Annotated in this window: 21 protein-coding genes and 2 pseudogenes; 11 read left to right on the forward strand and 12 right to left on the reverse strand. The window is 65.3% G+C overall.

The window, feature by feature from the left end; genetic code table 11:
- Window positions 1-164: 164 nt before the first annotated feature.
- The 10 genes from BM154_RS08045 to BM154_RS08090 all read right to left on the reverse strand — a co-directional run bounded on the left by BM154_RS08045 (window position 165) and on the right by BM154_RS08090 (window position 9471).
- The gene (locus tag BM154_RS08045; protein WP_013793202.1) at window positions 165-380 is read right to left on the reverse strand and encodes a TOBE domain-containing protein; all 216 of its coding nucleotides are present in this window, start codon (window positions 378-380) and stop codon (window positions 165-167) included.
- Window positions 381-432: 52 nt separating this feature from the next.
- Window positions 433-1245 (reverse strand): aliphatic sulfonates ABC transporter ATP-binding protein, encoded by an 813-nt coding sequence (gene ssuB, locus BM154_RS08050; RefSeq protein WP_074882092.1) that lies wholly within the window; start codon window positions 1243-1245, stop codon window positions 433-435.
- Complete coding sequence (gene ssuC, locus BM154_RS08055) at window positions 1242-2033, reverse strand: aliphatic sulfonate ABC transporter permease SsuC (protein WP_074882095.1); 792 nt, start codon at window positions 2031-2033, stop codon at window positions 1242-1244. The genes ssuB and ssuC overlap by 4 nt, the downstream gene beginning before the upstream one ends.
- 50 nt (window positions 2034-2083) lie before the next feature.
- Window positions 2084-3232, reverse strand: coding sequence for an FMNH2-dependent alkanesulfonate monooxygenase (gene ssuD, locus BM154_RS08060; protein ID WP_074882097.1), 1149 nt, complete (start codon window positions 3230-3232; stop codon window positions 2084-2086).
- 53 nt (window positions 3233-3285) lie between these two features.
- The gene (locus tag BM154_RS08065) at window positions 3286-4266 is read right to left on the reverse strand and encodes a sulfonate ABC transporter substrate-binding protein (protein WP_074882099.1); all 981 of its coding nucleotides are present in this window, start codon (window positions 4264-4266) and stop codon (window positions 3286-3288) included.
- Window positions 4267-4368: 102 nt separating this feature from the next.
- Window positions 4369-4956, reverse strand: coding sequence for an NADPH-dependent FMN reductase (gene ssuE / locus BM154_RS08070; protein WP_074882100.1), 588 nt, complete (start codon window positions 4954-4956; stop codon window positions 4369-4371).
- Window positions 4957-4965: 9 nt separating this feature from the next.
- The gene (locus BM154_RS08075; RefSeq protein ID WP_074882102.1) at window positions 4966-5604 is read right to left on the reverse strand and encodes a peroxiredoxin; all 639 of its coding nucleotides are present in this window, start codon (window positions 5602-5604) and stop codon (window positions 4966-4968) included.
- Window positions 5605-5752: 148 nt separating this feature from the next.
- Complete coding sequence (locus BM154_RS08080; RefSeq protein ID WP_074882104.1) at window positions 5753-6304, reverse strand: sugar O-acetyltransferase; 552 nt, start codon at window positions 6302-6304, stop codon at window positions 5753-5755.
- 59 nt (window positions 6305-6363) lie between these two features.
- Window positions 6364-7032 carry a DMP19 family protein gene (locus BM154_RS08085; protein WP_074882106.1) on the reverse strand — a complete coding sequence of 223 codons (669 nt, stop codon included), beginning with the start codon at window positions 7030-7032 and terminating at the stop codon, window positions 6364-6366.
- Window positions 7033-7113: 81 nt separating this feature from the next.
- Complete coding sequence (locus BM154_RS08090) at window positions 7114-9471, reverse strand: DNA polymerase II (RefSeq protein ID WP_074882108.1); 2358 nt, start codon at window positions 9469-9471, stop codon at window positions 7114-7116.
- Between the two features lie 101 nt (window positions 9472-9572).
- Here BM154_RS08090 and BM154_RS08095 point away from each other — a divergent pair, with 101 nt between their 5' ends.
- Entirely contained in the window at window positions 9573-10208 is a 636-nt protein-coding gene (locus tag BM154_RS08095) for a class I SAM-dependent methyltransferase (protein WP_074882109.1), read from the forward strand.
- Window positions 10209-10326: 118 nt separating this feature from the next.
- Here BM154_RS08095 and BM154_RS08100 read toward each other — a convergent pair whose 3' ends face one another.
- Complete coding sequence (locus BM154_RS08100; RefSeq protein ID WP_139225400.1) at window positions 10327-12201, reverse strand: potassium transporter Kup; 1875 nt, start codon at window positions 12199-12201, stop codon at window positions 10327-10329.
- 168 nt (window positions 12202-12369) lie between these two features.
- Here BM154_RS08100 and BM154_RS24700 point away from each other — a divergent pair.
- The 9 genes and pseudogenes from BM154_RS24700 to BM154_RS08140 form a co-directional block, all read left to right on the forward strand.
- Window positions 12370-12723: pseudogene (locus tag BM154_RS24700) on the forward strand (DUF4118 domain-containing protein); the annotation flags it as partial.
- Between the two features lie 405 nt (window positions 12724-13128).
- Window positions 13129-13902, forward strand: a pseudogene (locus BM154_RS24705) (sensor histidine kinase); the annotation flags it as partial.
- Complete coding sequence (locus BM154_RS08110; protein WP_074882115.1) at window positions 13895-14578, forward strand: response regulator; 684 nt, start codon at window positions 13895-13897, stop codon at window positions 14576-14578. The pseudogene BM154_RS24705 and the gene BM154_RS08110, both read left to right, overlap by 8 nt.
- A gap of 561 nt (window positions 14579-15139) precedes the next feature.
- Window positions 15140-15730, forward strand: coding sequence for a transcriptional regulator BetI (betI, locus tag BM154_RS08115; protein WP_074882117.1), 591 nt, complete (start codon window positions 15140-15142; stop codon window positions 15728-15730).
- Window positions 15731-16097: 367 nt separating this feature from the next.
- A complete protein-coding gene (gene betB, locus BM154_RS08120; protein ID WP_074882119.1) occupies window positions 16098-17570 on the forward strand; it encodes a betaine-aldehyde dehydrogenase in 1473 nt (490 codons plus the stop codon).
- Between the two features lie 119 nt (window positions 17571-17689).
- Window positions 17690-19399: a choline dehydrogenase gene (gene betA / locus BM154_RS08125; protein ID WP_074882121.1), complete on the forward strand. Its 1710-nt coding sequence runs from the start codon at window positions 17690-17692 to the stop codon at window positions 19397-19399.
- 110 nt (window positions 19400-19509) lie between these two features.
- A complete protein-coding gene (gene mdtD, locus BM154_RS08130) occupies window positions 19510-20925 on the forward strand; it encodes a multidrug transporter subunit MdtD (protein WP_074882123.1) in 1416 nt (471 codons plus the stop codon).
- Window positions 20926-21040: 115 nt separating this feature from the next.
- Window positions 21041-22378: an ATP-dependent RNA helicase DbpA gene (gene dbpA / locus BM154_RS08135; RefSeq protein ID WP_425272831.1), complete on the forward strand. Its 1338-nt coding sequence runs from the start codon at window positions 21041-21043 to the stop codon at window positions 22376-22378.
- 42 nt (window positions 22379-22420) lie between these two features.
- A complete protein-coding gene (locus BM154_RS08140; protein ID WP_074882127.1) occupies window positions 22421-23656 on the forward strand; it encodes a diguanylate cyclase domain-containing protein in 1236 nt (411 codons plus the stop codon).
- A gap of 4 nt (window positions 23657-23660) precedes the next feature.
- Here the strand turns inward: BM154_RS08140 and BM154_RS08145 are convergent, their stop codons facing one another.
- Complete coding sequence (locus BM154_RS08145; protein ID WP_074882445.1) at window positions 23661-24371, reverse strand: substrate-binding periplasmic protein; 711 nt, start codon at window positions 24369-24371, stop codon at window positions 23661-23663.
- A gap of 320 nt (window positions 24372-24691) precedes the next feature.
- On the opposite strand from BM154_RS08145, the gene BM154_RS08150 reads away from it, so the two are divergent.
- Entirely contained in the window at window positions 24692-25876 is a 1185-nt protein-coding gene (locus BM154_RS08150; protein WP_074882129.1) for a BaiN/RdsA family NAD(P)/FAD-dependent oxidoreductase, read from the forward strand.
- Window positions 25877-25916 lie beyond the last annotated feature (40 nt).

Consider the following 25916-nt stretch of genomic DNA (forward strand, 5'->3'; position numbering starts at 1 on the left):
CCCACACAATGTTCCTGTGGGCGACGAGTACGATTTCAGCCTTTCTCACAGCGAGTTTGTGATCAAGCAAGAAGGTGAAGGCAAGGCAACAGCCTGTGGGAGCGCGCCATGCGCGCGAATTTTCGCGGACACGGCCCGCTCCCACAAACTGTTAACTGCAGCAATCAGAGCTTGGCAATCGATACTTCGGTGGACTTCACGAAGGCAATCACCTCGCTGCCCACGCCCAGCTCCAGTTCGCGCACGGAACGGGTGGTGATCACCGAGGTGACGATACCGGCAGCGGTCTGCACGTCGATTTCTGACAGCACGTCGCCTTCGACGATTTCCTTGATGGTGCCTTTGAACTGGTTGCGAACGTTGATGGCTTTGATGGTCATGGGTAAATCTCCTGGAGTTATAAATTGCCCGTTCAGGGCATGAAGTCAGGGGTTAGAGCGCCCAGCGCAGCTGGGTCGGCAGGGGTGAAACCGGGTCGGGTTGCGCCGGCAGCGCAGGGATTTGCAGCACACGGTTGAGCACGTCGGCTTCCAGCTCTGCCAGGTACGCGGAGCCGCGATTACGTGGGCGTGGCAGATCCACTTCGAGGTCGAGGCCGATCTCACCGTCTTCGATAAGGATCACCCGGTCCGCCGTCGACACCGCTTCGCTGACGTCATGGGTAACCAGCAGCACGGTAAAACCATGTTTTTTCCACAGGCCTTCGATCAGTTGCTGCATCTCGATGCGGGTCAGCGCGTCGAGAGCGCCGAGGGGCTCGTCGAGCAGCAACAGGCGTGGTTCATGAATCAGCGCGCGGGCCAGGGCGACGCGTTGCTTCTGGCCGCCGGACAGCGCAGCCGGCCACTCGCTGGCGCGATCAGCCAGGCCCACGGCTTCCAGCACCTGCTGGGCCTTGGGCCGCCAATCACCGGTCAGGCCCAGGCCGACGTTGTCGATCACCCGCTTCCAGGGCAGCAGACGCGCCTCCTGGAACATCAGCCGGGTATCGTCGCGGCTGGCGGCCAACGGCGCGTCGCCGGCCAGCAGTTCACCAGCGGTGGGCTGATCGAGGCCGGCAAGCAGGCGCAGCAAGGTGCTCTTGCCGCAACCACTGCGGCCAACCACGGCGACGAACTGGCCGGCCGGAATGGTCAGGTCGATACCCTTGAGCACCTCACGCTCACCGAAGGATTTCCGGATGCCGCGAATGGTCAGCGGGGTGCCTCGTTTGATGTCATGCAAAACATTCAATGGCGCATTCATTTCGCAGCCGCTCCCTGATAAGCCGGGTGCCAGCGCAACCAGGCACGTTCGAGGCCACGCGCAGCGACGTCGGCCAGCTTGCCGAGCACGGCGTAGAGCAGAATGGCCAGCACCACCACGTCGGTCTGCAGGAATTCGCGAGCGTTCATCGCCAGGTAACCGATGCCGCTGCTGGCGGAAATGGTCTCGGCGACGATCAGGGTCAGCCACATCAGGCCAAGGGCGAAGCGCACACCGACCAGAATCGATGGCAGCGCACCGGGCAGAATTACCTGACGGAACAGCGCAAAGCCGGACAGGCCATAGCTGCGCGCCATTTCCACCAGTGCCGGGTCAACGTTGCGGATGCCGTGGTAGGTGTTCAGGTAGATCGGAAACAGGGTGCCGAGGGCGACCAGAAAGATCTTCGCGCTCTCGTCGATGCCGAACCACAGGATCACCAGCGGGATCAGCGCCAGGTGCGGCACGTTGCGGATCATCTGCACCGAGCTGTCAATCAGCCGCTCACCCCACTTCGACAAACCGGTGATGAAGCCCAGCGCCAGGCCGATGCCACCGCCGATGGCGAGACCGACAACGGCGCGCCAGCCACTGATTGCCAGGTGCGTCCAGATTTCGCCGCTGGACAGCAGTTGCCAGCCGGCCTCGAATACCGCACTGGGCGCCGGCAGGATGCGCGTGGACAGCAGCCCCAGCGCCACCGAGCCCTGCCAGGCGACCAGCAGCGCCACAGGCAAGGCCCAGGGCGCCAGGCGCAGGGCCAGGCTGTTGGAGGATATCTTGCTCATCGCGTACCTCGAAATCATCGCGGGCCGGACCATCCACGCCCGGCCGTGGTTCAGCTGGCCGAAGCCGCCTTGGGCAGAATGTCGTTGGCGACCATTTCACCGAACGGACTGACGTAGTTGGCGCCTTCCGGCAGCGCCGGGCGGTTCACCTCCAGATGGGGGAACAGCAGCTCGGCGACGCGATAGGATTCTTCGAGGTGTGGATAACCAGAGAAGATGAAGGTATCGATGCCCAACGCGGCGTATTCCCTGACCCGTTCGGCGACCGTTGGGCCATCACCGACCAGCGCGGTACCGGCACCACCACGCACCAGGCCGACGCCGGCCCACAGGTTCGGCGATACTTCCAGGTTGTCCTTGCTGCCGCCGTGCAGGGCGGCCATGCGCTGCTGGCCGACCGAATCGAAGCGCGCCAGGGAGGCCTGGGCCCGGGCGATGGTGTCGTCGTCGACATGGGCGATCAGCTTGTCGGCGGCCTTCCAGGCCTCTTCATTGGTTTCCCGCACGATCACGTGCAGGCGAATGCCGAAGCGCACTTCGCGACCCTGAGCCTTGGCCTTCTCACGCACCTGGGCGATTTTCTCAGCTACCGCGGCGGGCGGCTCGCCCCAGGTCAGGTACAGCTCGACCTGCTCGGCGGCCAGATCCTGCGCCGCTTCCGAGGAGCCGCCGAAGTACAGCGGCGGGCGTGGTCGCTGGACAGGCGGATAGAGCAGCTTGGCGCCTTTGACCTGAATGTGTTTGCCGTCGTAATCGACCACCTCGCCTTCCAGCACGCGGCGCCAGATGCGGGTGAATTCGACGGACGCCTCGTAACGCTCGGCATGGGACAAGTTGAGGCCATCACCGGCCAGCTCGTCCGGGTCACCGCCGGTCACCAGGTTGAATAGCGCGCGGCCACCTGACAGACGATCCAGGGTCGCTGCCTGACGCGCGGCCACGGTTGGGGAAATGATCCCCGGGCGCAGGGCGACCAAAAATTTCAGGCGCTGGGTCACCGGAATCAGCGAGGCGGCGACCAGCCAGGAATCCTCGCAGGAACGCCCGGTGGGGATCAGTACGCCGCCGAAACCGAGGCGGTCGGCGGCCTGGGCGATCTGCTGCAGGTAGCCGTGGTCGACGGCGCGGGCCCCTTGCGAGGTACCGAGGTAGTGGCCATCGCCGTGGGTGGGCAGGAACCAGAAGATGTTGAGGCTCATGGAGTGGTCTCCTTGGAAATCAGATACCCCGTCCAACCGGCGGGGGCGGAAATTTATTGCCCGGCGACCTTGCTGGCCGGCGCGTGCCAGATCACGTCGCTGATGTTCAGCTGCTTGGGAATCAGCTTGAGCGCGGTAAAGGTGTCGGCGATCTTCTGCTGCGCCTCGACCACCTCCGGGGTGATCAGCTGGGCGCCGTAGCTCTGGCGCTGTACCGCCAGGCGAGTGATGTCCGCGGACAGGCCGAGCAGCGGCGCGACCTGGGCCACGGTCTGCTCGTTATTGGCCTTGACCCATTCGCCAATGGCGCGGATTTCCTCGACCAGCGCCTCGATCACCTCGGGGTGCTGCTCGGCATAGGGGCGGGTGGCCAGGTAGAACTGGTGGTTGCTGACCAGGCCTTTGCCGTCGACCAGAGTGCGCGCCTGCAGCTGCTGTTCGGCGGCGGCCTGGAAGGGGTCCCAGATCACCCAGGCATCGACGCTGCCACGCTCGAAGGCGGCGCGGGCGTCGGCAGGCGGTAGGTAAACCGGCTGGATATCGCTGTACTTAAGGCCGGCCTCTTCCAGGGCGCGCACCAACAGGTAGTGCACGTTGGAGCCCTTGTTGAGGGCGACCTTCTTGCCCTTGAGCTCGGCGACCGACTTGATCGGTGAATCCTTCGGTACCAGGATGGCTTCGCTGGTCGGTGCAGGTGGTTCGAAGGCCACGTAGAGCAGATCGGCACCGGCGGCCTGGGCGAATACCGGCGGCGTTTCGCCGGTGGTGCCGAAGTCCACCGAGCCGACGTTCAGGCCTTCGAGCAGTTGCGGCCCGCCGGGAAACTCGGTCCATTTCACGTCGATGCCCTTGGCGGCCAGGCGCTTTTCCAGCGCGCCGTTGGCCTTGAGCAACACCAGGGTGCCGTACTTCTGATAACCGATTCGCAAGACGCTCTTGTTATCAGGAGCTGCTTGGGCTTGGGTAATGGCGCCGAAGGAAATGGTCGCGGCAAAGAAGGCGACCAGACTCCGACGCAGGGTGACAGTGCGCATGGCGCTCTCCTCTGCATTGAGTGTGTGGCCACCTGCTGCCTCGTTGACGGGCTAGTAAGGTGGGGCGGCAGCGAACTGCCTGGAATTCAGGTGCGGGTTACCTCAGGCGCTCCAGCGCCCGCTTAGCAGTCGCTCGTTGAGCAGGCCCGGCGCAATGGGCTGGGGCCGGCGATCGAGTGCCTGAGTCAGCTGTTGCAAGGCATCGTCCAGACGCTGCTCCAGGGCCGGCGCTAGGTCGCCGCCAGCCTCGGTGTAACTGATCTGGCTGTCATCGGCGAATACGCCGTGCAGCACTTCCTGGGCCTTGAGTGCGGACAGCACCGGCTTCAGGGCGTAATCCACCGCCAGCATGTGCGCATTGCTGCCGCCGGTAGCCACCGGCAACACCACCTTGTGCTGCAACGCGCGCTCGGGCAGTAGGTCGAGCAGGGTTTTCAGGGCGCCGGAGAACGAAGCCTTGTACACCGGCGTTGCCACCACAAGGCCATCGGCGGCGGCCACATGGGCTTGCAAGCCCTGGATTCGCGGGCTGTCGAAGCGGGCGAACAACAGGTCCTCGGCGTCGAAGTCGCGCACCTGGTAGGTCACCACCTCCACGCCGCTGGCCTGCAGCCACTGCCGCGCTTTATCCAACAAGATATTGGAGCGCGATTTCAGGCTCGGGCTGCCGCCCAGAAAAACCACCAGCATGGCGCGTCCTTACTTGTTCGGCTGCGGGGTGAGACGCAGGTAAGGCTTCACGGCGCGATAGCCTTTGGGGAAGCGCTGCTTGATCTCGTCCTCGTCCTTGAGCGACGGCACGATTACCACCTCGTCACCGTCCTGCCAGTTGGCGGGCGTGGCCACCTTGTGGCTGTCGGTGAGCTGCAACGAATCGATCACCCGCAGAATTTCGTGAAAGTTGCGCCCGGTGCTCGCCGGGTAGGTGATGGTCAGACGCACCTTCTTGTTCGGGTCGATGACGAACAGCGAGCGCACCGTCAGGGTGTCGTTGGCATTGGGGTGGATCAGGTCGTAGAGTTCGGACACCTTGCGGTCGGCGTCGGCAAGGATCGGGAAGTTGACGGCGGTGTTCTGGGTCTCGTTGATATCGCCGATCCACTTGAGGTGCGAATCGACCGGGTCGACGGACAGGGCGATGGCCTTGACGTTGCGCTTGGCGAACTCGTCCTTGAGCTTGGCGGTGAAGCCCAGCTCGGTGGTGCACACCGGGGTGAAGTCGGCCGGGTGGGAGAACAGGATGCCCCACTGGCTGCCCAGCCACTCGTGGAAGCGGATGGGGCCTTCACTGGAGTCCTGTTCGAAGTCGGGGGCTATGTCGCCCAGGCGAATGCTCATGGCTGTGCTCCTCAGGTGAGTCGTTGCGTGGCGCTCACTATGCTGAGGATCAGAAAATATTAAAAAGAATAAATAATGATTTATTTATAACCAGAACGACAAAGGCTCGACGACCTGCCTTGCGGTACGCGAGCCTTTTCCGCTCTGCTCAGTCGCGTATCCGTGCCGGATTGCCGACCACCGTGGCACCGGCTGGCACGTCGCGGGTCACCACGCTGCCGGCGCCGATCAGCGCATCGTCGCCAATGCTCACCCCCGGCAGGATCAACGCCCCGGCGCCGATCCACACGTTGCGGCCGATGGTCACCGGCCGCCCGAACTCCAGGCCGGACTCCCGCTCGGCCGGGTCGCGCGGGTGGTCGGCAGTGAGAATCTGCACGCCCGGGCCGATCTGCGTCTTGTCGCCGATGCTCACCGCCACCACGTCGAGGATCACGCAGTTGAAGTTGATGAACACGCCGTCACCCAGGCTGATATTGAAGCCGTAATCGCAGTGAAACGGCGAGCGCACCACCACGCCCTTGCCGACGGCGGCCAGCCGCTCGCCCAGCACCTGGGTGCGCTCGGCCGGCGACAATCCCAAATTGCCGTTATAGCGCGCCAGCCAGGCGATGGTCGCTGCGCTGTCGGCCTGCAACTCCGGGTCACTGGCCAGGTAGAGTTCGCCGGTGAGCATCTTGTGTTTTTCACTGAGCGCCATGGCGGGTCGCCTCCTTACGAATGTCCAGTAAAGAGCGCCGGCGGCGGTCGAGGTTCCGGCTAATCGGTCGAAGGTCGATCGGCGTCGACGATCAGGAAATGATGCAAGGCCAGGATCGGCAGGTCATCGATCAGCGCCTCGAAGCCCTCGTTCAGCGCTTCGATGCGCGCATTCTCCGCTTCGCTGAGCCAGCTGCAGATGTCCCACAGCGCGATTTCCTCGGGTTCGTCCTGCAGGCGGGCGAACACCGCATATAGATCACGCAGCGCCTGGCAGGCCGCCGGTAAACCGATCAGCGTCAGCGCCTGTTGCGCCAGTTCGAAGGTCGGCATGCCCCAGTTGGCGAAGAACTGCATCAGACCGCCGTTGTAGTAATCGGCCTGTAGCCGCCACAACACAACCAGCTGACGATCACGCAGGCTGATGGCCTCCAGGTCCCAGTCAGCTGCGTGCAGGCGCTTCAGGGCCTGGTCCTGCAGCTCATCCCAGGCCAGGTCGATGCTGTCGCACAGCCCCGCGTCATGATGCCGCCAGCTGGCGACGAAGCCGCCGCCCTCCAGCCGCATGTCGTCACGCTGCGCGGCAGAAAGACGGTCGAGGCGCAGGTAACCGTCGAGCCTGAGGGCGAACTGCTGGCCGTTGCGCAGATGGATATGCGCCGCCTGGCTATCGAAGGCGACATGTTCGATCTGCAAGCAACCGAGTTTGGCATGCAGGGGATGGATCATCAGGGGCTCCAGCGGGTGATGAATGCGATCACGACGATGCCAGAGCGACGGCGAGAGGGCCAGGCTCGCGGCCAGGCGATCTCAGAATAGCTCCAGCTGCCCGCCGATCAGCGCCGTGAAGTCGTCATCCACGAACGGCAGGATGGCGTCGGCCACCGGCTGCAGCTGTTTGCTCAGGTAATGGCCGTAGTCGATGGGTGCGCGGCGCAGCTCCAGGGGCTCCGGGCCGGCGACGCTGATCACGTAGCTGATCCAGCCGCCGCTCTGATACTGGCGCGGGCGGCCCATGGCGTCGTTGTGTTCGTCGGCCAGGCGTGCCGCGCGCACGTGGGGCGGCACGTTGCGCTGGTAGTCGTCGAGGCGGCGGCGCAGGCGCTTGCGGTACACCAGGCGCTCTTCGAATTCACCGGCCAGGGTGCGCTGCACGTAGTCACGCACGTAGTCCTGGTAGGGCTGGCCCTTGAAGATGCGCAGATACAGCTCCTGCTGGAATTGCTGGGCCAGCGGCGACCAGTCGCTGCGCACCGTTTCCAGGCCCTTGAAGACCATCTCTTCGCTCCCGTCGGCGCGGCGGATCAGACCGGCGTAGCGCTTCTTGCTACCCTCCTCCATGCCGCGGATGGTGGGCATCAGAAAGCGCCTGAAATGGGTCTCGAACTGCAGTTCCAGGGCGCTCTGCAAACCGAACCCGGCCTCGAGGTGCTCACGCCACCAGGCGTTGACCCGCTGCACCAGGCCGCGGCCGATGCGCTCGGCCTCCTCCTCGCCGTGAGCGCGGCGCAGCCACACGAAGGTGGAGTCGGTATCGCCGTAGATCACCGCGTGCCCCTCGGCCTCGATCAGCTCGCGGGTACGGCGCATCACTTCATGGCCGCGCAGGGTGATGGACGAGGCCAGGCGGGTATCGAAGAAGCGGCAGCCGCTGGAGCCGAGCACGCCGTAGAAGGCGTTCATGATGATCTTCAGGGCCTGGGACAGCGGTGCGTTGCCGGCACGCTTGGCCGCCTCGCGGCCCTGCCACACACGCTCGACGATAGCCGGCAGGCAATGCCTGGTGCGCGAGAAACGCGCGCCACGAAAGCCGGGAATCGAGTGTTCGTCATCGGGCTGGCGCAGGCCCTCGATCAGCCCCACCGGGTCGATCAGAAAGGTGCGGATCAGCGACGGGTACAGGCTCTTGTAATCGAGCACCAGCACCGACTCGTACAGCCCCGGCCGCGAATCCATGACGAACCCACCCGGGCTGGCTTCGGGCGGGCGTTCGCCCTGGTTGGGCGCCACGAAACCCTGGCGATGCATCAGCGGCATGTACAGGTGGCTGAACGCCGCCACCGAGCCGCCGCTGCGATCCACCGGCAGGCCGGTGACCGTGGCCCGCTCGAGCAGAAAGGTGAGCAGCTCGGTCTTGGCGAAAATGCGCGTGACCAGCTCGCAGTCCTTGAGGTTGTAGCGGGCCAGGGCCGGCTTGTCCTCGGCGAACATGCGGTTGATCTCGTCCATGCGCTGGTAAGGGTTGTCGATCGCCTTGCCCTCGCCAAGCAACTGCTGTGAGACGCTCTCCAGGCTGAACGACTGGAAGCTCCAGGTCGCCGAGCGCAGCGCCTCGATGCCGTCGATGATCAACCGCCCCGGCGCACTGGCGAAGAAATGCTGCTTGGCGCCGTGCTCGCGCCAGCTCAGCAATTCGCCGCCACGCCCCAAGCGCAGTGGCACCTGCAGGCGCTGGGCATGCTCGTGCAGCACGCGCAGGTCGAACTGCACCACATTCCAGCCGATGATGGCGTCCGGGTCATGGCGCTCCAGCCAGTCGTTCAGCGCCTCCAGCAGCGCGGCACGGCTGTCCAGATAGGTGAGGTCGAAGTCCACCTCGGCCTCACGATTCGGCGGCCCGAGCATGTAAACCTGGCGTTGGCCGCAGCCTTGCAGGGCGATGGAATACAGCTCGCCACGGGCAGTGGTCTCGATGTCCAGGGACACCAGCTTGAGCGTTGGGCGGTAGTCCGGCGCCGGTTTGAGTTGGGCATCGACCAGCACGCCGTCCGCCGCCGGCGTACCGCTGAACAGCACCGGCGCGGTGATAAAGCGCTCCATCAGGTAACGCTCGGGCGGGCGGATATCAGCTTCGTAAACATTCACCCCGCCCTGGCGCAGGGTCTGTTCCAGCTGAATAAGCGGACGCTGCTGAGGGCAGTACAGGCCGAGCACCGGCCGCTGGTGGAAGTCACGCAGCTGCAACGGGCGCAGTTCGAACTGTGGGTCGCCGGCGATCAACGCCTCGGCGCGGGTACGCTGCTCGGCAGGAATAAAGGCCACCGAGGTTTGTAGCGGCAGGCGCACCAGGCGCGGGCCGGCGTCGGTCGACAGCCAGAATTCCACCTGGCTGCCGGCCGGCGTATCGCGCCAGTGCCGGGTCAGGACGAAGCCCTGCTGTAGATCCACCCTGCCACCTCGAATGCTGTTCAGGGTGCGATGGTAACCCGGCGGCGCAACGCCTGCAGAATGGGGTTAAATGACCGCCAGATTTTGTACGGAGGCTCGCCATGCCCCTCGATCACCAACAACTGCAACAGATCACCTCCCGCACCCTGGCCCATTACCAGGCCGGCGCCGAAGATTTTCGCGAAGGCACCCGCGACCATGACGTCAGCCAGAACATCGATGCGCTGCTGCGTCATATTCGCGGCAAGGCGCCCCTGAGCATTCTCGACTTCGGCTGTGGCCCCGGCCGTGATCTGCGCGCCTTCAAGGCCCTGGGCCACCAGCCCGTGGGCCTCGACGGCTGCCCGGAGTTCGTCGCCATGGCCCGCGCCGACAGCGGCTGCGAGGTGTGGCAGCATGACTTTCTCACGCTGGATCTACCGGCCGAGCGCTTCGACGGCATCTTCGCCAACGCCGTGCTGTTCCATATTCCGGGCCAGGAACTGCCGCGGGTGCTCAGGGAACTGCGCGCCAGCCTGAAGCCCGGCGGCGTGCTGTTCAGCTCCAACCCCCGTGGTGACAACCAGGAAGGCTGGAGCGGCGAACGCTACGGCGCCTGGCACGACCTGGACAGCTGGCGCCACCTGCTCGGCTCCGCCGGCTTCGACGAACTGGAACACTACTACCGCCCCACCGGTTTGCCCCGCGAGCAGCAGCCGTGGCTGGCGAGTGTTTGGCGCAAGCGGGAGAAGGTTTGATTCGACGGGCGACGGCAGCGGTAGCGGCCACTGCCATATCCCTGTGGGAGCGGGCCATGCCCGCGATTTTCGCGCATGCCGCGCTCCCACAAAAGCTTGCTGCCAACCGCTCCTACCTCTAGATCTCCACCTGCGTCCCCAACTCGATCACCCGGTTCACCGGCAGGCGAAAGAAGCCCAGCGAGCTGCCGGCATTCTTCTGCAGCACCGCGAACAGCCGTTCGCGCCACATGGCCATGCCGATGCGTTCGGAGGGAATCACCGTTTCCCGGCTGAGGAAGTAGGTGGTGCGCATCGGCGGGCAATCCAGGCCGTGCTCGCTCAACTGGGCCAGTGCCTGGGGAATGTCCGGTGCCTCGAGGAAGCCGAAGCGCAGGCGCACGCGGTAGAAGCCCTGGTCATAGGCATCGAGTTCGAAGCGCTCGGCCAGGGGTACCCGCGGACGGTCCTCGTAAAGCACGGTGAGCAGCATCACCCGTTCGTGCAGCACCTGGTTGTGCAGCAGGTTGTGCAACAGCGCATGGGGCACCACCTCGACCCGGCTGGTGAGGAATACTGCCGTACCGGTCACCCGATGGGGCGGCTGCAGGGCGATGCTGGCGATGAAGTCGCGCAGCACCAGGGAGTGTTCGTCGAGCCGTTCGAGCACCAGTTGGCGCCCGCGCTTCCAGGTGGTCATCAGGCCGAACAGCAGCAGGCCGACGACCATCGGCACCGCACCGCCACCGATGATCTTCGGCACGTTGGCGGCGAAGAAGATGCCATCGACCAGCAGGAACACCGCCAGCAGCGGCACGGCCAGCACCTTCGGCCAGCGCCACAGCAGCAGGATCACCGACGACACCAGCAGCGTGGTGCACAGCATGGTGCCGGTCACCGCCACGCCGTAGGCGCCAGCCAGGCCGCTGGACGACTGGAATCCGAGCACCAGCAGCACCACACCGACCAGCAGCATGCTGTTGATCAATGGAATGTAGATCTGCCCCTGCTCGGCGCTGGAGGTGTGCAGGATCTGCATGCGCGGCACGTAGCCGAGCTGGATCGCCTGGCGGGTCACCGAGAAGGCGCCGGTGATCACCGCCTGGGAGGCGATGATGGTGGCCAGCGTCGACAGGCCGATCAGCGGGATCAGCGCCCAGCCCGGCGCCAGCAGGTAGAACGGGTTGCGCACTGCCTCGGGATCGGTCAGCAGCAGCGCGCCCTGGCCGAAGTAGTTGAGAATCAGACCAGGAAAGGCCAGCAACAGCCAGGCCTGCACGATGGGCCTGCGACCGAAGTGGCCAAGGTCGGCGTACAGCGCCTCGGCGCCAGTGATGGTCAGCACCACGGCGCCCATCACCGTCAGCCCGAGCAGCGGGTTGGCAATGAAGAACTGCAGCGCCCAATAGGGGTTGAGCGCCAGCAGCACCTCCGGGCGCTGCACGATGCCATGCACGCCCAGGGCGCCGAGCACCACGAACCAGACCACCATCACCGGGCCGAACAGGTAGCCGATGCGGGCGGTACCGTGGCGCTGCAGCAGGAACAGCGGAATGAGGATCAGCAGTGCCACCGGCACCACCCAATGGTCGATGCCGTCGACCACCAGGCCGACGCCTTCCACGGCGGAGAGCACCGAAACGGCCGGAGTGAGCATGCTGTCGCCGTAGAACAGCGCGGCGCCGAACAGGCCGAGCATGATCAGCACGGTACGCAGCCGCGGATAATCGGCGGCCGCCCGTTGCGCCAGGGCGGTGAGCGCCATGATGCCGCCCTCGCCGCCGTTGTCGGCGCGCAGGATGAACATCACGTACTTGACCGTTACCACCAGGGTCAGCGACCAGAAGATCAGCGACAGGATGCCCAGCACGCTGGCCTGGGACAGGCCGACGCCGTAATGCGGCGAGAAGATTTCCTTGAGGCTGTACAGCGGGCTGGTACCGATGTCGCCATAGACGATGCCGACGGCACCGACCAACAGGGCGATGGGCGAGGTACGGGAGGGGGTGCTCACGTTGCGGGTATCCGTGATGAACTCAATTACCTCTAGGTATACGCCGGCTTTGCGCGTGCAGCAGCTTTACCCCGCGCAGTTTTACGGCTTTTTTACGCGCAGGCGCGCTTCTTTACGCCAACCTTGCACAGCGCCATGATCTGCCCACGACCTGTACCGGAATTGCGCATGCCGACCGCCGCCGCTCGCCTCACCCACCGCACGCCAGCCCCGGCACGCGATTACCTGCTGGCCGCCCTCGCCGCCGGGCTCGGTTGCCTGCTGGCGCTGGCCGTCTCACGCTGGCTGGATCTGCCGAACATCTCCCTGGTGTTTCTCGCCGTGGTGCTGGTGGTGGCGGTACGCAGCAGCGTCGGCCCGGCGTTGCTGTGCGCCCTGCTGTCATTTGCCGCCTACGGGTTCTGCTTCCTGCCGCCGACCTGGTCGGTGGTGGTGCACCGCGAGCAGGACGTGCTGACCCTGATGTTCTTCTTGCTCATCGCCCTGCTCACCGGCAACCTCGCCGCGCGTCAGCGCCAGCAGTTCCGCGACCTGCAGGTGGCCCAGGGGCAGACCGAAAGCCTGCTGGGTTTTGCCGGGCGGCTGTCCAGCGCCCAGGATCAACGCGACCTGCTGGCCGCCATGCTCAGCCAGTTGGACCTGCCGGCCGAGCGCCTGTGCCTGCTCGGCCGCGACGCCCAAGGCAACTGGCACCAGGCCGACGGCAGCCCACTGGCACTCAGCGAGCTGGAACGCATCAGTGCCGAACATGCCTGGCAGAGCCGCCACCCGCGCGGCTACGACAGCCACAGCCTGACCCACCCGCACTGGTGGTGGTGGCCCTTGATGGACAACGACCAGCCGCTGGCCCTACTCGGCATGCGCACCGCCCAGGGCGACCCGCCGGCGGGCGAGCAGCGCCAGCTGATCGACGTGTTGCTGCCGCTGCTGGCCCACGCCCTGGCCCGCGTACAGCTGGTCGAAACCCTCGGCCAGACGCGCCTGCAACATGAAACCGAGCGCCTGCGCAGCGCCCTGCTCGCCTCGGTGTCCCATGACCTGCGCACGCCGCTGACCGCCATGCGCGGCAATATCGAAACCCTGCAGCTGTTCATCGACAGCCTGGACACGGCAACCCGCGACGACCTGCTGCACAGTACCGCCAGCGAAGCCTCGCGCCTGGATCGCTACATCCAGAACCTGCTGGACATGACCCGCCTGGGCCACGGCGGCCTGCACCTGGAGCGCGACTGGGTGGCCGCTGGCGACCTGCTCGCCGCCGCCGTGCAGCGCTTGCAGCCGGTATTGCAGGGCCTGCACGTGAACACCCAAGTGCCCGCCGAGCTGCCGCTGCTGTGGGTGCAGGGCGCGCTGATCGAACAGGCGCTGATCAACGTGCTGGACAACGCAGCGCGCTTCTCGCCACCCGGCGGGCTGATCGATATCCGCCTGAGTCACGACGAGGAGACCTTCAGCTTCGCCATCAGCGACCAGGGTCCCGGCATTCCCGCCGACGAGCAGAGCCAGGTATTCGACCTGTTCTACACCGCGGCCCGAGGCGACCGCGGCGGTCAGGGCACCGGCCTGGGCCTGGCGATCTGCCTGGGCATGCTCAACGCCCACGGCGGCACGGCGCGGGTCGAGTCCGCGCCCGGCCAGGGCACCAGGGTGATCCTGCAACTGCCGTTGCAACATCCCGAGGCGAGCGCTGGCCATGACTGAAGCACGCATTCTGCTGGTCGACGACGAAGCGGCGATCCGCAAGTTCCTGCGCATCGGCCTGCAGGCCCAGGGCTATCAGGTGCTGGAGGCCGAAGGCGGCGAAGCGGCGCTGCGCCTGGCCGCCCTGGAGCAACCCGACCTGGTGGTGCTCGACCTCGGCCTGCCCGACCTGGACGGCCAGCAGGTGCTTGTACGCCTGCGCGAGTGGTCGAGCGTACCGGTGCTGGTGCTGTCGGTGCGCGCCGGCGAAAAGGACAAGGTGCTGGCCCTGGACAACGGCGCCAACGACTACGTCAGTAAGCCCTTCGGCGTGCAGGAGTTCCTTGCCCGGGTACGTGCGCTGCTGCGCAACCGTCCGGCGAGCGAAAAGCCTGCGGCTGCCCTGGCCAGCGGCCCGCTACGGGTCGACTTCGCCTTTCGCCGGGTCACTCTGGACGATCAAGAGATCAGCCTGACCCGCAAGGAGTATGCGGTGCTCGAGGCCCTGGCCCGCCATCCCGGCATGGTCGTCACCCAGCAGCAACTGCTGCGCGACATCTGGGGCCCGACCCATATCGAGCACAGCCATTACCTGCGCATAGTCATCGCCCACCTGCGCCAGAAGCTCGGTGACGACCCGGCGGCGCCACGGTTGATCGTCACCGAAGCGGGTGTCGGCTACCGGCTGATCGCCTGAAGGCCTGTTCATGATCTTTCAGCCCAGATTCGTCGATTTTCGCAGCTGAGTGGCGGGAAAAGGCCGTAAGACCTCTATCTGTGGGAGAGGGCCATGTCCGCGAAAAGCCGATTCCCACGATGGGTTCGCCAGCATTATCGATTCGTTTATGCGCTCGGTTCCGCTCTGACGAGCGGGTTACTTTTGGCATTGCCCCAAAAGTAACCAAAAGGTCTAGCCCCGACATCCGGCCCCAGCTGCGCTGGGGTTCCCTCGTTGCATCGTCGTTCCGGGGGCCGGCCTGGAAGAGCCATCCCTGGCCCATCAGGCCTCTCGCCGCATCCATGCGGCTCGTCCCCCTACACAACGATTCCACTCGGCCTCCTGAGGGGGCGATTGGTGTCGTCTGTTATTGCTATGCAGGAGAAGCATCAAAGAGCCAAAGCGGCGAACGGCTGCTCTTGCCTTGTCGCTGCCGCTTCATGCGCATAAAGATCGTGAACAGGCGCTGAGAAACCTGAACGCGCCGACAACCCCGCGCGCTCTGTTAGACTCGGACGACACCCCTCGCCGGAGAACACGATGCCCAAGGTCGGAATGCAGCCGATCCGCCGCTCGCAACTGATTGCGGCCACCCTCGAAGCCGTCGACCAGGTTGGCATGAGCGATGCCAGCATCGCCTACATCGCGCGGATTGCCGGGGTGTCGAACGGCATCATCAGCCACTACTTCCAGGACAAGAACGGCCTGCTCGAAGCCACCATGCGCCATCTCATGCAGGCGCTGCGCGAGGCCGTGCACGCGCGTTACCGGCTCTTGCGCGAAGACACCCCGCGGGCGCGACTGCGCGCCATCATCGACGGCAACTTCGACGAAACCCAGGTCAGCGGCCCGGCGATGAAGACCTGGCTGGCGTTCTGGGCCAGCAGCATGCACCAGCCGGCGCTGCGCCGCCTGCAACGGGTCAATGATCAGCGCCTGTATTCCAACCTGTGCGGCCAGTTCAGCCGTGCTCTGCCGCTAGCAGAGGCTCGTGCCGCGGCCCGCGGCCTGGCGGCGCTGATCGACGGCCTGTGGTTGCGCGGCGCCCTGACCGGGGAAAACTTCGACACCCGGCAGGCCGCGCAGATCGCCTACGACTACCTCGATCTGCAGTTGGCGAAGGCGGGCTGAGCCCGGCCGCAGCCCGTAGGATGGGTGCAACCCATCAGCCCCCGATGGGTTTCACCTACGCGGCCCGACCCATCCTACGACTCCACCTCGATTTGCAGTTGGCCAAAGCCGAGTAAGCCTGCTGTCTTCGCTGGCTCCCACAGTCATCATTCGTCCGAGAGCCCCCGCACAACACCTTGAGCCCAGCGCCCATGGCGCATCTGGCACGCTTCTGGTCGTCCCTGGGATTTTTATTGATTGATCGATCAATAAAAATAAACTAGGCTGTTTTTTAACCAAATCGGCTGACATCCCTTTTCATCTCGTTCAGTCGACCCATTCGCCAAGGCGCCCAAAGCGCGTCTTGCCCCGCTCAGGAGGACGCCCTATGGCCCGATTCGCAGATCAGCAGCTCTACATTGGCGGCCAGTACGTGGACGCCAGCAGCGGCGCCACCTTTCAAAGCATCAACCCGGCCACCGGCGAGGTGCTCGCCAACGTGCAGCGCGCCAGCCAGGATGATGTCGAACGCGCCGTGGCCAGTGCCGAACGAGGCCAGAAGGTGTGGACGGCGATGACCGCCATGCAGCGCTCGCGCATCTTGCGTAAGGCGGTGGACATCCTGCGCGAACGCAACGACGAGCTCGCCGAGCTGGAAACCCTCGATACCGGCAAGCCGCTGTCGGAAACCCGCTATGTCGATATCGTCACCGGCGCCGACGTGCTGGAGTACTACGCTGGCCTGATTCCGGCCATCGAAGGCGAGCAGATCCCGCTGCGCGACACCAGCTTCGTCTACACCCGCCGCGAGCCGCTGGGTGTGGTTGCCGGTATCGGCGCCTGGAACTACCCGATCCAGATCGCCCTGTGGAAATCCGCGCCGGCCCTGGCCGCCGGCAACGCGATGATCTTCAAGCCCAGCGAAGTCACCTCGCTGACTGCCCTGAAGCTGGCTGAGATCTACAGCGAGGCCGGCCTGCCGGACGGCGTGTTCAACGTACTGACCGGCCTGGGCGCCGAGGTCGGCCAGTGGCTGACCGAGCACCCACGCATCGAGAAAGTTTCCTTCACCGGTGGCACCGTGACCGGCAAGAAGGTCATGGCCAGCGCCTCCAGCTCGTCGCTCAAGGAAGTGACCATGGAGCTGGGCGGCAAGTCGCCGCTGATCGTCTGTGAAGACGCCGACCTGGATCGTGCCGCGGACATCGCCATGATGGCCAACTTCTACAGCTCCGGGCAGGTGTGCACCAATGGCACCCGGGTGTTCGTGCCCCGAGCCCTGCAGGCGCGCTTCGAGAGCAAGATCGTCGAGCGGGTCAAACGCATCCGCCTGGGTAGCCCCCAGGACGACACCACCAACTTCGGCCCGCTGGTCAGCTTCGCCCATATGGAGCGTGTGCTCGGTTATATCGAGCAGGGCCGCCAGCAAGGCGCGCGCCTGTTGATCGGTGGTGAGCGCGTCATTGATGGCGCCTACGCCAATGGCGCGTACGTGGCGCCAACCGTGTTCACCGACTGCCGGGACGACATGACCATCACCCGTGAAGAAATCTTCGGCCCGGTGATGAGCATCCTCGTCTACGACAGCGAAGAGGAAGTGATCCGCCGCGCCAACGACACCACCTACGGCCTGGCCGCCGGCATCGTCACCCGCGACCTGAACCGCGCGCACCGGGTTATCCACAAGCTGGAAGCCGGTATCTGCTGGATCAACACCTGGGGCGAGTCGGCGGCCGAGATGCCGGTCGGTGGCTACAAGCAATCCGGTGTCGGCCGTGAGAACGGCCTGACCACCCTGGCCCATTACACCCGCATCAAATCCGTGCAGGTCGAGATGGGCGATTACGCCTCGGTGTTCTGACCCGCAGGCCGGGCGCTTTCACCCGCGCCCGGCAACGCTGCACAACCCGTTCTGCGTGAGCCGGACACGGGCCTGCGATCCGCTTGGCCCAAGGCTCAGCCACCTACCAGGAGGCCTCCATGACCCAGGAATTCGATTACATCATCATTGGCGCCGGCTCGGCCGGTAACGTGCTGGCGACCCGCCTGAGCGAAGATGCGGATGTCAGCGTACTGCTGCTGGAGGCCGGTGGCCCCGACTACCGCCTCGACTTCCGCACCCAGATGCCGGCTGCCCTGGCCTTTCCCCTGCAAGGCCGCCGCTACAACTGGGCATATGAAACCGACCCGGAGCCGCACATGGGCAATCGCCGTATGGAGTGCGGGCGCGGCAAGGGCCTGGGCGGCTCGTCGCTGATCAACGGCATGTGCTACATCCGCGGCAACGCCATGGACTTCGACAACTGGGCCAAGCAGCCCGGCCTGGAAGACTGGAGCTACCTCGATTGCCTGCCGTATTTCCGCAAGGCGGAAAGCCGTGACATCGGCGCCAACGACTACCACGGCGACAGCGGCCCGGTCAGCGTGACCACGCCCAAGACCGGCAACAACCCGCTGTTCCACGCCATGGTCGAGGCTGGCGTGCAGGCCGGCTACCCGCGCACCGATGACCTCAACGGTTACCAGCAGGAAGGCTTCGGCCCGATGGACCGCACCGTGACGCCCGAGGGCCGTCGCGCCAGCACCGCCCGCGGCTATCTGGACCAGGCCCGCGAACGGCCGAACCTGACCATCGTCACCCACGCCACTACCGACCGCATCCTGTTCACCGGCAAGCGCGCAAATGGCGTCGCCTACCTGATCGGCAACGCGAACGAGGCGACCATCGCCCATGCGCGCCGCGAAGTGCTGCTGTGCGCCGGCGCCATCGCCTCGCCGCAGATCCTGCAGCGTTCTGGCGTTGGCCCGGGTGACCTGCTGCGCGGCCTGGATATCGATATGGTGCACGAACTGCCAGGCGTCGGCGCCAACCTGCAGGATCACCTCGAGGTTTACGTGCAGTACGCCTGCACGCAGCCGGTGTCGCTGTACCCGGCGCTGAAAATGCTCAACCAGCCCGGTATCGGTGCCAAGTGGCTGCTGGCCGGCGAAGGCATTGGCGCCAGCAACCAGTTCGAGGCCGGCGGTTTCATTCGTTCGCGGCCGGAGTTCGAGTGGCCGAACCTGCAGTATCACTTCCTGCCGGTAGCGATCAATTACAACGGTAGCAACGCGGTCAAGGAGCATGGCTTCCAGGCCCATGTCGGCTCCATGCGCTCGCCGAGCCGCGGCCGTGTGCACTTGAAGTCTAGGGATCCGCGCCAGCACCCGAGCATCCTGTTCAACTACATGAGCAGCGAGCAGGACTGGCAGGAGTTCCGCGACGCCATCCGCCTGACCCGCGAGATCATGAACCAGCCCGCCCTCGACTCGTACCGCGGCCGCGAGATCAGCCCGGGCGCCCATGTGCAGACCGACGAGGAGCTGGACGCCTTTGTCCGCGAGCACGCGGAAACCGCGTTCCACCCCTCCTGCTCCTGCAAGATGGGCACCGACGACATGGCAGTGGTCGACGGCCAGGGCCGCGTGCATGGCCTTGACGGGCTGCGCGTGGTGGATGCGTCGATCATGCCGCAGATCATCACCGGCAACCTCAACGCCACCACCATCATGATTGCCGAGAAGATCGCCGACCGTATCCGCGGTCGCGAGGCGTTGCCGCGCAGCACCGCGCCCTACCACGTGGCCAACGGCGCGCCGGTGCGCGCCACGCCGCAGCGGGTAATCGAAGACATGCGCTCGGCATCCTGACCAGGCGGGCGCACCGGCGTCCGCACAAGGCCCGGGCGCGTCGCTTTGTTGGGACATTCGCCGCCCAGCTGGGTCACACTGTTCCAACCACCTGCTGAACGCCGCTCGCCATGACCCTGCTCGACGCCCGCACTGCCCGCCTGCTGCCCTGGATCGTCGCCATCGCGTTCTTCATGCAGACGCTCGATGGCACCATCCTCAACACCGCCCTGCCCAGCATGGCGGCGGATCTGTCCGAAGACCCGCTGCGCATGCAGTCGGTGGTGATCGCCTACATGCTCACCGTGGCGTTGCTGATACCCGCATCCGGCTGGCTGGCGGACCGCTTCGGCACGCGGCACATCTTCTTTGGCGCCATCGCCCTGTTCAGTTTCGGCTCACTGCTGTGCGCCGTCTCGCAGTCGCTGAACATGCTGGTGATCGCGCGCATCATCCAGGGCCTGGGTGGCGCGCTGATGATGCCGGTGGGGCGCCTGGTGGTGCTGCGCGCCTACCCGCGCAGCGAGCTGGTGAGGATCATGAGCTTCATCACCCTGCCCGGCCTGCTCGGCCCGCTGATCGGCCCGACCCTGGGCGGTTGGCTGGTGGAGTACGCCAGCTGGCACTGGATCTTCCTGCTCAATCTGCCGGTCGGCGCCCTCGGCTGCTGGGCCGCCTACCGTTTCATGCCGGAGCTGCGCGGCAGCGAGCGCACCCGCTTCGATCTGCTCGGTTTCCTGCTGTTCGGCGCCAGCATGCTGCTGATCACCATGGCGCTGGAAGGCCTGGGCGAGTTGCACCTGCCGCACATGCGCGTGGTGCTCCTGCTACTCGGCGGCCTGGCCTGCCTGGCGGCGTACTGGCTGCGCGCGGGGCGCACGGCAAACGCGCTGTTTCCACCACGGCTGTTCAACACCCGCAGCTTCGCGGTTGGTATTTTCGGCAATATCTTCGCCCGCCTGGGCACTGGCGCCCTGCCCTTTCTCACGCCGCTGCTGCTGCAACTGGGCATGGGTTACTCGCCGGCCCAGGCCGGCATGAGCATGATTCCCCTGGCACTCGCCGCCATGGCCATGAAACCCCTGGCCAAGCCGTTGATCGATCGCCTCGGCTACCGCCGCATCCTGACCTTCAACACCGTCCTGCTGGGCCTGCTGATCACCAGCATGGCGCTGGTCGACGGCCAGACCTCGCACCTGCAGCTGGCCATTCAACTGAGCCTGATCGGCGCCTTCAACTCGCTGCAGTTCACCGCCATGAACACCGTGACCCTGATCGACCTGCCCGACAGCGAAGCGAGCAGTGGCAATGGCCTGCTGTCGGTGGTGGTGCAACTGTCGATCAGCATGGGCATCGCCACCGGCGCCGCACTGCTCAGCGGCTTCAGCCTGGACAATCGGCAAGCCGCCGATGGCGTGCTGAGCGCCTTCCAGTCAACCTACCTGTGCATCGGCCTGCTGACCATCCTGGCGGCCGGCATCTTCCTGCAGCTGTCGACCGAGGACGGGCGCAGCGCCAGGCGGGTGAAGGTCGACGTCGACGAATGACGAGCAGTCGGCAGGCGATGGCCTGGCGCCTGTTACACTAGCGCTCTTTTCGAACGCTCTTCAGGCCCGTACCGTGACTGCCACCGCCTTTTCCTCGCTTGCCCTGTCGCCCGCCATGCTGGCGAACCTCGAGTCACTCGGTTACGCGCAGATGACGCCGATCCAGGCGCAGAGCCTGCCGGTGATGCTCAAGGGCATGGACCTGATTGCCCAGGCCAAGACCGGCAGCGGCAAGACCGCCGCCTTCGGTATCGGCCTGCTGGCACCGCTCAACCCGCGCTACTTCGGCTGCCAGGCCCTGGTGCTGTGCCCGGCCCGCGAGCTGGCCGACCAGGTTGCCAAGGAGCTGCGTCGCCTGGCCCGCAGCGAGGACAACATCAAGATCCTCACCCTGTGCGGCGGTGTGCCCATGGGCCCGCAGATCGGCTCGCTGGAGCACGGTGCGCAGATCATCGTCGGCACCCCGGGGCGCGTACAGCAGCACCTGGCCAAGGGCACCCTGAAGCTCGACGGCCTCAACACCCTGGTGCTCGACGAAGCCGACCGCATGCTCGACATGGGCTTCTACGACAGCATCGCCGAGATCATCGGCCAGACCCCGGAGCGCCGCCAGACCCTGCTGTTCTCGGCCACCTACCCGGCCGGCATCAAGCAGCTGTCGGCGACCTTCATGCGCAACCCGCAGCAGGTCAAGGTCGAAGCCCTGCACGACGACAGCCAGATCGAACAGCGTTTCTACGAGATCGCCCCCGAAGAGCGCATGGACGCCGTGGTCAAGCTGCTCAACTGCTACCGCCCGACCTCCTGCGTGGCCTTCTGCTTCACCAAGCAGCAGTGCCAGGAAGTGGTCGACCACCTCACCGCCAAAGGCATCTCCGCCGCCGCCCTGCACGGCGACCTGGAGCAGCGCGACCGTGACCAGGTGCTGGCGATGTTCGCCAACCGCAGCCTGTCGGTACTGGTCGCCACCGACGTGGCAGCGCGCGGCCTGGATATCGATGCACTGGACATGGTGATCAACGTCGAACTGGCCCGTGATTCGGAAATCCACATCCACCGCGTGGGCCGCACCGGACGAGCCGGCGAAAAAGGCCTGGCCATGAGCCTGGTCGCCCCAGCCGAAGGTCATCGCGCCCAGGCCATCGAGAACCTGCAGAAGTCGCCGCTGAACTGGCACCCGCTGAGCAGCCTGAAGCATCAAGGCGGCGCGCCGCTGCAGCCGCTGATGATGACGCTATGCATCGGCGCCGGGCGCAAAGACAAACTGCGCCCCGGTGATATTCTCGGTGCACTGACCGGCGAGGGTGGCATCCCTGGCGCCCAGGTCGGCAAGATCGCGATTTTCGATTTCCAGGCCTATGTCGCCGTTGAACGCAGCCTGGCCGTGCAAGCGCTCAAGCGCCTCAGCGAAGGCAAGATAAAAGGTCGCTCGCTGCGCGTGCGTACGCTCTAGACTCAAGCCAACGGCCGTGCGGGCATAGGGGAAGGGGGTTCCGTGCGCAATATCCTGGTCATCGAAGACAGCCCGCTGGTGCTCAAGATCCTCGAGCACCTGTTCCGCCAGGAGCCGGATCTGCAACCGGTATTCTGCGCGTCGCTCGGCGAGGCCGAGGTCATGCTGGAGACCTCGGCGGACCTGTTCTTCGCCGCCGTCGTCGACCTGCACCTGCCCGATGCACCGGATGGCGAAAGCGTCGACCTGGTGATGCGCTACGCCCTGCCCTGCATCGTGCTCAGCGGCTCGTACAACGAGAAGCGCCGTGACGAGCTGCTGCTCAAGGGCGTGGTCGACTACGTGCTCAAGGAAAGCCAGCATTCCTACGAATACGCCTTCCGCCTGCTGCACCGCCTGGAGAGCAACAGCCAGGTGAAGATCCTGGTCGCCGAGGACTCGGACGCCACCCGCAACTTCATTCGCCACGTGCTGGCCCCGCATCGCTACCAGATCGTCGACGCCAGGGACGGCGAGGAAGCCCTGCGCATCCTCCAGGCGCAGCCGGATATCGACATGCTGGTGGTCGACCACAGCATGCCGGGCATCAGCGGTTTCGAACTGGTCAAGCTGCTGCGCCAGAAAATGAAACGCAACGACCTGGTGATTCTCGGCCTGTCCGCCGACACCAAGGGTTCGCTGAGCGCCATGTTCATCAAGCACGGCGCCGATGACTTCCTGCGCAAGCCGTTCTGCCCCGAGGAGCTCAACTGCCGGGTGATTTCCACCCTGGAGCGCCGCGACATGCTGCGCGCCCTGAAGAAAGCCGCACAGTTCGACGCCCTCACCGGCCTGAACAACCGCCGGGCCTTTTCCGAACAGGGCATTCAGCAATTCCAGCAGGCACAGCGCAATGGTCAGCAACTGAGCGTGGCGATGCTCGACATGGACCTGTTCAAGCAGATCAACGACGAGTACGGCCACGCTGCCGGCGATGCCGCACTGATCGCCTTCAGCCGGGCATTCGCTGCAGCCTTCCCGGATGCCCTGCTCGGGCGCCTGGGCGGCGAGGAGTTCGCCATGATCAGCGCGCAGCCTGCCGAGCGACTGAGCCGCGAACTCGACCAGCTGCGCAATCACTGCCGGCAACTCAAGTACGCGGTGGGCGCGCCGCCGCTGTCGTTCAGCGCCGGCATCCACCAGGGGGTACCCGAGGATCTGGAAAGCCTGCTGCACCTGGCGGATCAACAGCTCTACCAGGCCAAGCGTCAGGGTCGCGGCCGAACCAACTGGCAATGACCGCTCAGCGCGGCCCCTGGAGGCCATAGCGCGCCATGATCTCGGCATAGCTGCCGTCTGCCTGCATGGCGGCGATGGCGGCATTGAAGCGGCGGGCGATCTCGGCGTGGCCGGCATGGCTGAGTCGGATAAGAATGTGCAGATTGTTTTCGCTCAGCGGCGCGGGCAAAAACTCCAGATCGTCGGCAATATCCTTGAGCGCATGGTTGAACAGGAAGCGGGCGACGTACTCGTCCTCCAGCGCCAGGCGCACCCGCCCGCGGTGGACCATGCGCGCGGCGTTCTCGAAACTGCTGACCTCGACGGTCTGCAGCTGGCGGTCAGCCGTGAATGCCGGGAAATAGGCATAGCCGCGACGCACGGCGATTTCATGGGCATAGAGGTCGGACAGCTTGCTGAAGCTGATGGCGGCGCCCTTGCGCTGCACTAGCCGAATCCGATTGACCAGATAGGGCGCCGAGAAATACCCGAAGGCCTCGCGCTCCTGGCTATACCAGGCAGTGATCAGTACATCGTAGTCGCCACGCTGCACCCCCAGCACCGCCCGCTGCCAGGGCACTTCGCGGTAGTCGCTGGTATAGCCGGCACGGCTCAGTGCGGTGCTCACCAGTTCAGTCGCCACACCATTGCCCGGCAGGCGTTGATCGGTGAACGGTGGCCAGCTATCGGCGACCAGACGCAGGTGTTCAGCGCACGCGAGCCACGGCAACAGCATCAGCGACAGCAACCAGAGGCGCCAGGTTTTCAATAGTGGTAAGCCCTGCAGATGGACGAGAAAGCGGTCGCGGCGACGCGCGCCCCTAATAGCTGATAGACAAGATAACGGCAAATAGCCAGTGCAGTTCATCCATTGATCTCTATCTGCCAGACGAAATTGGCCAGCCAGCGGTTCGAGGAGCCCTGACCGATCCAGGGCCTGGCGGCACCGGCAGACGCATGGGCCGCGGCCGTCCACAGCCTGGCCACGCCTTCAGGTAAACTGCGCCGTTTCGCGCCGGCCTGTCATGCCGGCGCACTGCGTATGAGGAACAGGCCGTGCTTTCACCCCAGGTTGTCATCATCGGCGCCGGCGCTGCCGGGTTGATGTGCGCGATGACCGCCGCCGCCCGCGGGCGCCGCGTGCTGCTGCTCGACCACGCCAACAAGGCCGGCAAGAAAATCCTCATGTCCGGTGGCGGGCGCTGCAACTTCACCAATATGTACTGCGAGCCCGGCAACTTTCTGTCGCACAACCCGCACTTCTGCAAGTCGGCGCTGGCGCGCTTCACCCAATGGGATTTCATCGCCCTGGTCGCCAAGCACGGCGTGCCCTATCACGAGAAGAAACTCGGCCAGCTGTTCTGCGACAACAAGTCCAGCGACATCCTCGGCATGCTGCTTGACGAGTGCCAGCAGGCCGGCGTCGACCTGCGCCTGGACACCTCGGTGAGCGCCATCGAACGCGCCGGCAGCGGCTACCGCCTGACCACCAGCCTTGGCGCGATCGCCTGCGAATCCCTGGTGATCGCCACCGGTGGGCTGTCGATCCCGACCCTGGGCGCCAGCGGTTTCGGTTACCAGGTCGCCCGCCAGTTCGGCCACGAGCTGCTGCCGACCCGCGCCGGGCTGGTGCCCTTCACGCTGACCGACCCGCAGCTGAAAACTCTGTGTACGGAGTTATCCGGCACCTCGGTGGAGGATTGCCGGGTCAGCTGCAACGGCCAGAGTTTCTTGGAGAACATCCTCTTTACCCACCGCGGCCTCAGCGGCCCGGCGATCCTGCAGATTTCTTCATACTGGCAACCTGGCGATACGGTCAGCATCGACCTGCTGCCGCATGTCGACCTGCCCGAGTGGCTGCTGGAGCAGCAGCGCGAGCGCCCCAACAGCGAGCTGAAGACCTTGATGGGCGAGATTTTCACCAAGAAGATGGCCGGCCTGCTGGCCGAGCACTGGTTCGCCTCCAAACCGATGAAGCAATACACCCCGGCCGAGCTCAAGGCGATTGCCGAGCGCCTGTCGGACTGGCAGCTGGTGCCGGCCGGTACCGAGGGTTACCGCACGGCAGAGGTGACCCTCGGTGGCGTCGATACCCGCGAGGTGTCGTCCAAGACCATGGAGTCGCTGAAATCACCGGGGCTGTACTTCGTCGGCGAAGTGCTGGACGTGACCGGCCATCTGGGCGGCTTCAACTTCCAATGGGCCTGGGCTTCGGGCTACGCCGCGGCGCAATACGTGTAGAGGAGCCTGCCCATAAAAAACGCGCCCTGAGGCGCGTTTT

The organism is Phytopseudomonas argentinensis (assembly GCF_900113905.1).
Classification (GTDB): domain Bacteria; phylum Pseudomonadota; class Gammaproteobacteria; order Pseudomonadales; family Pseudomonadaceae; genus Aquipseudomonas; species Aquipseudomonas argentinensis.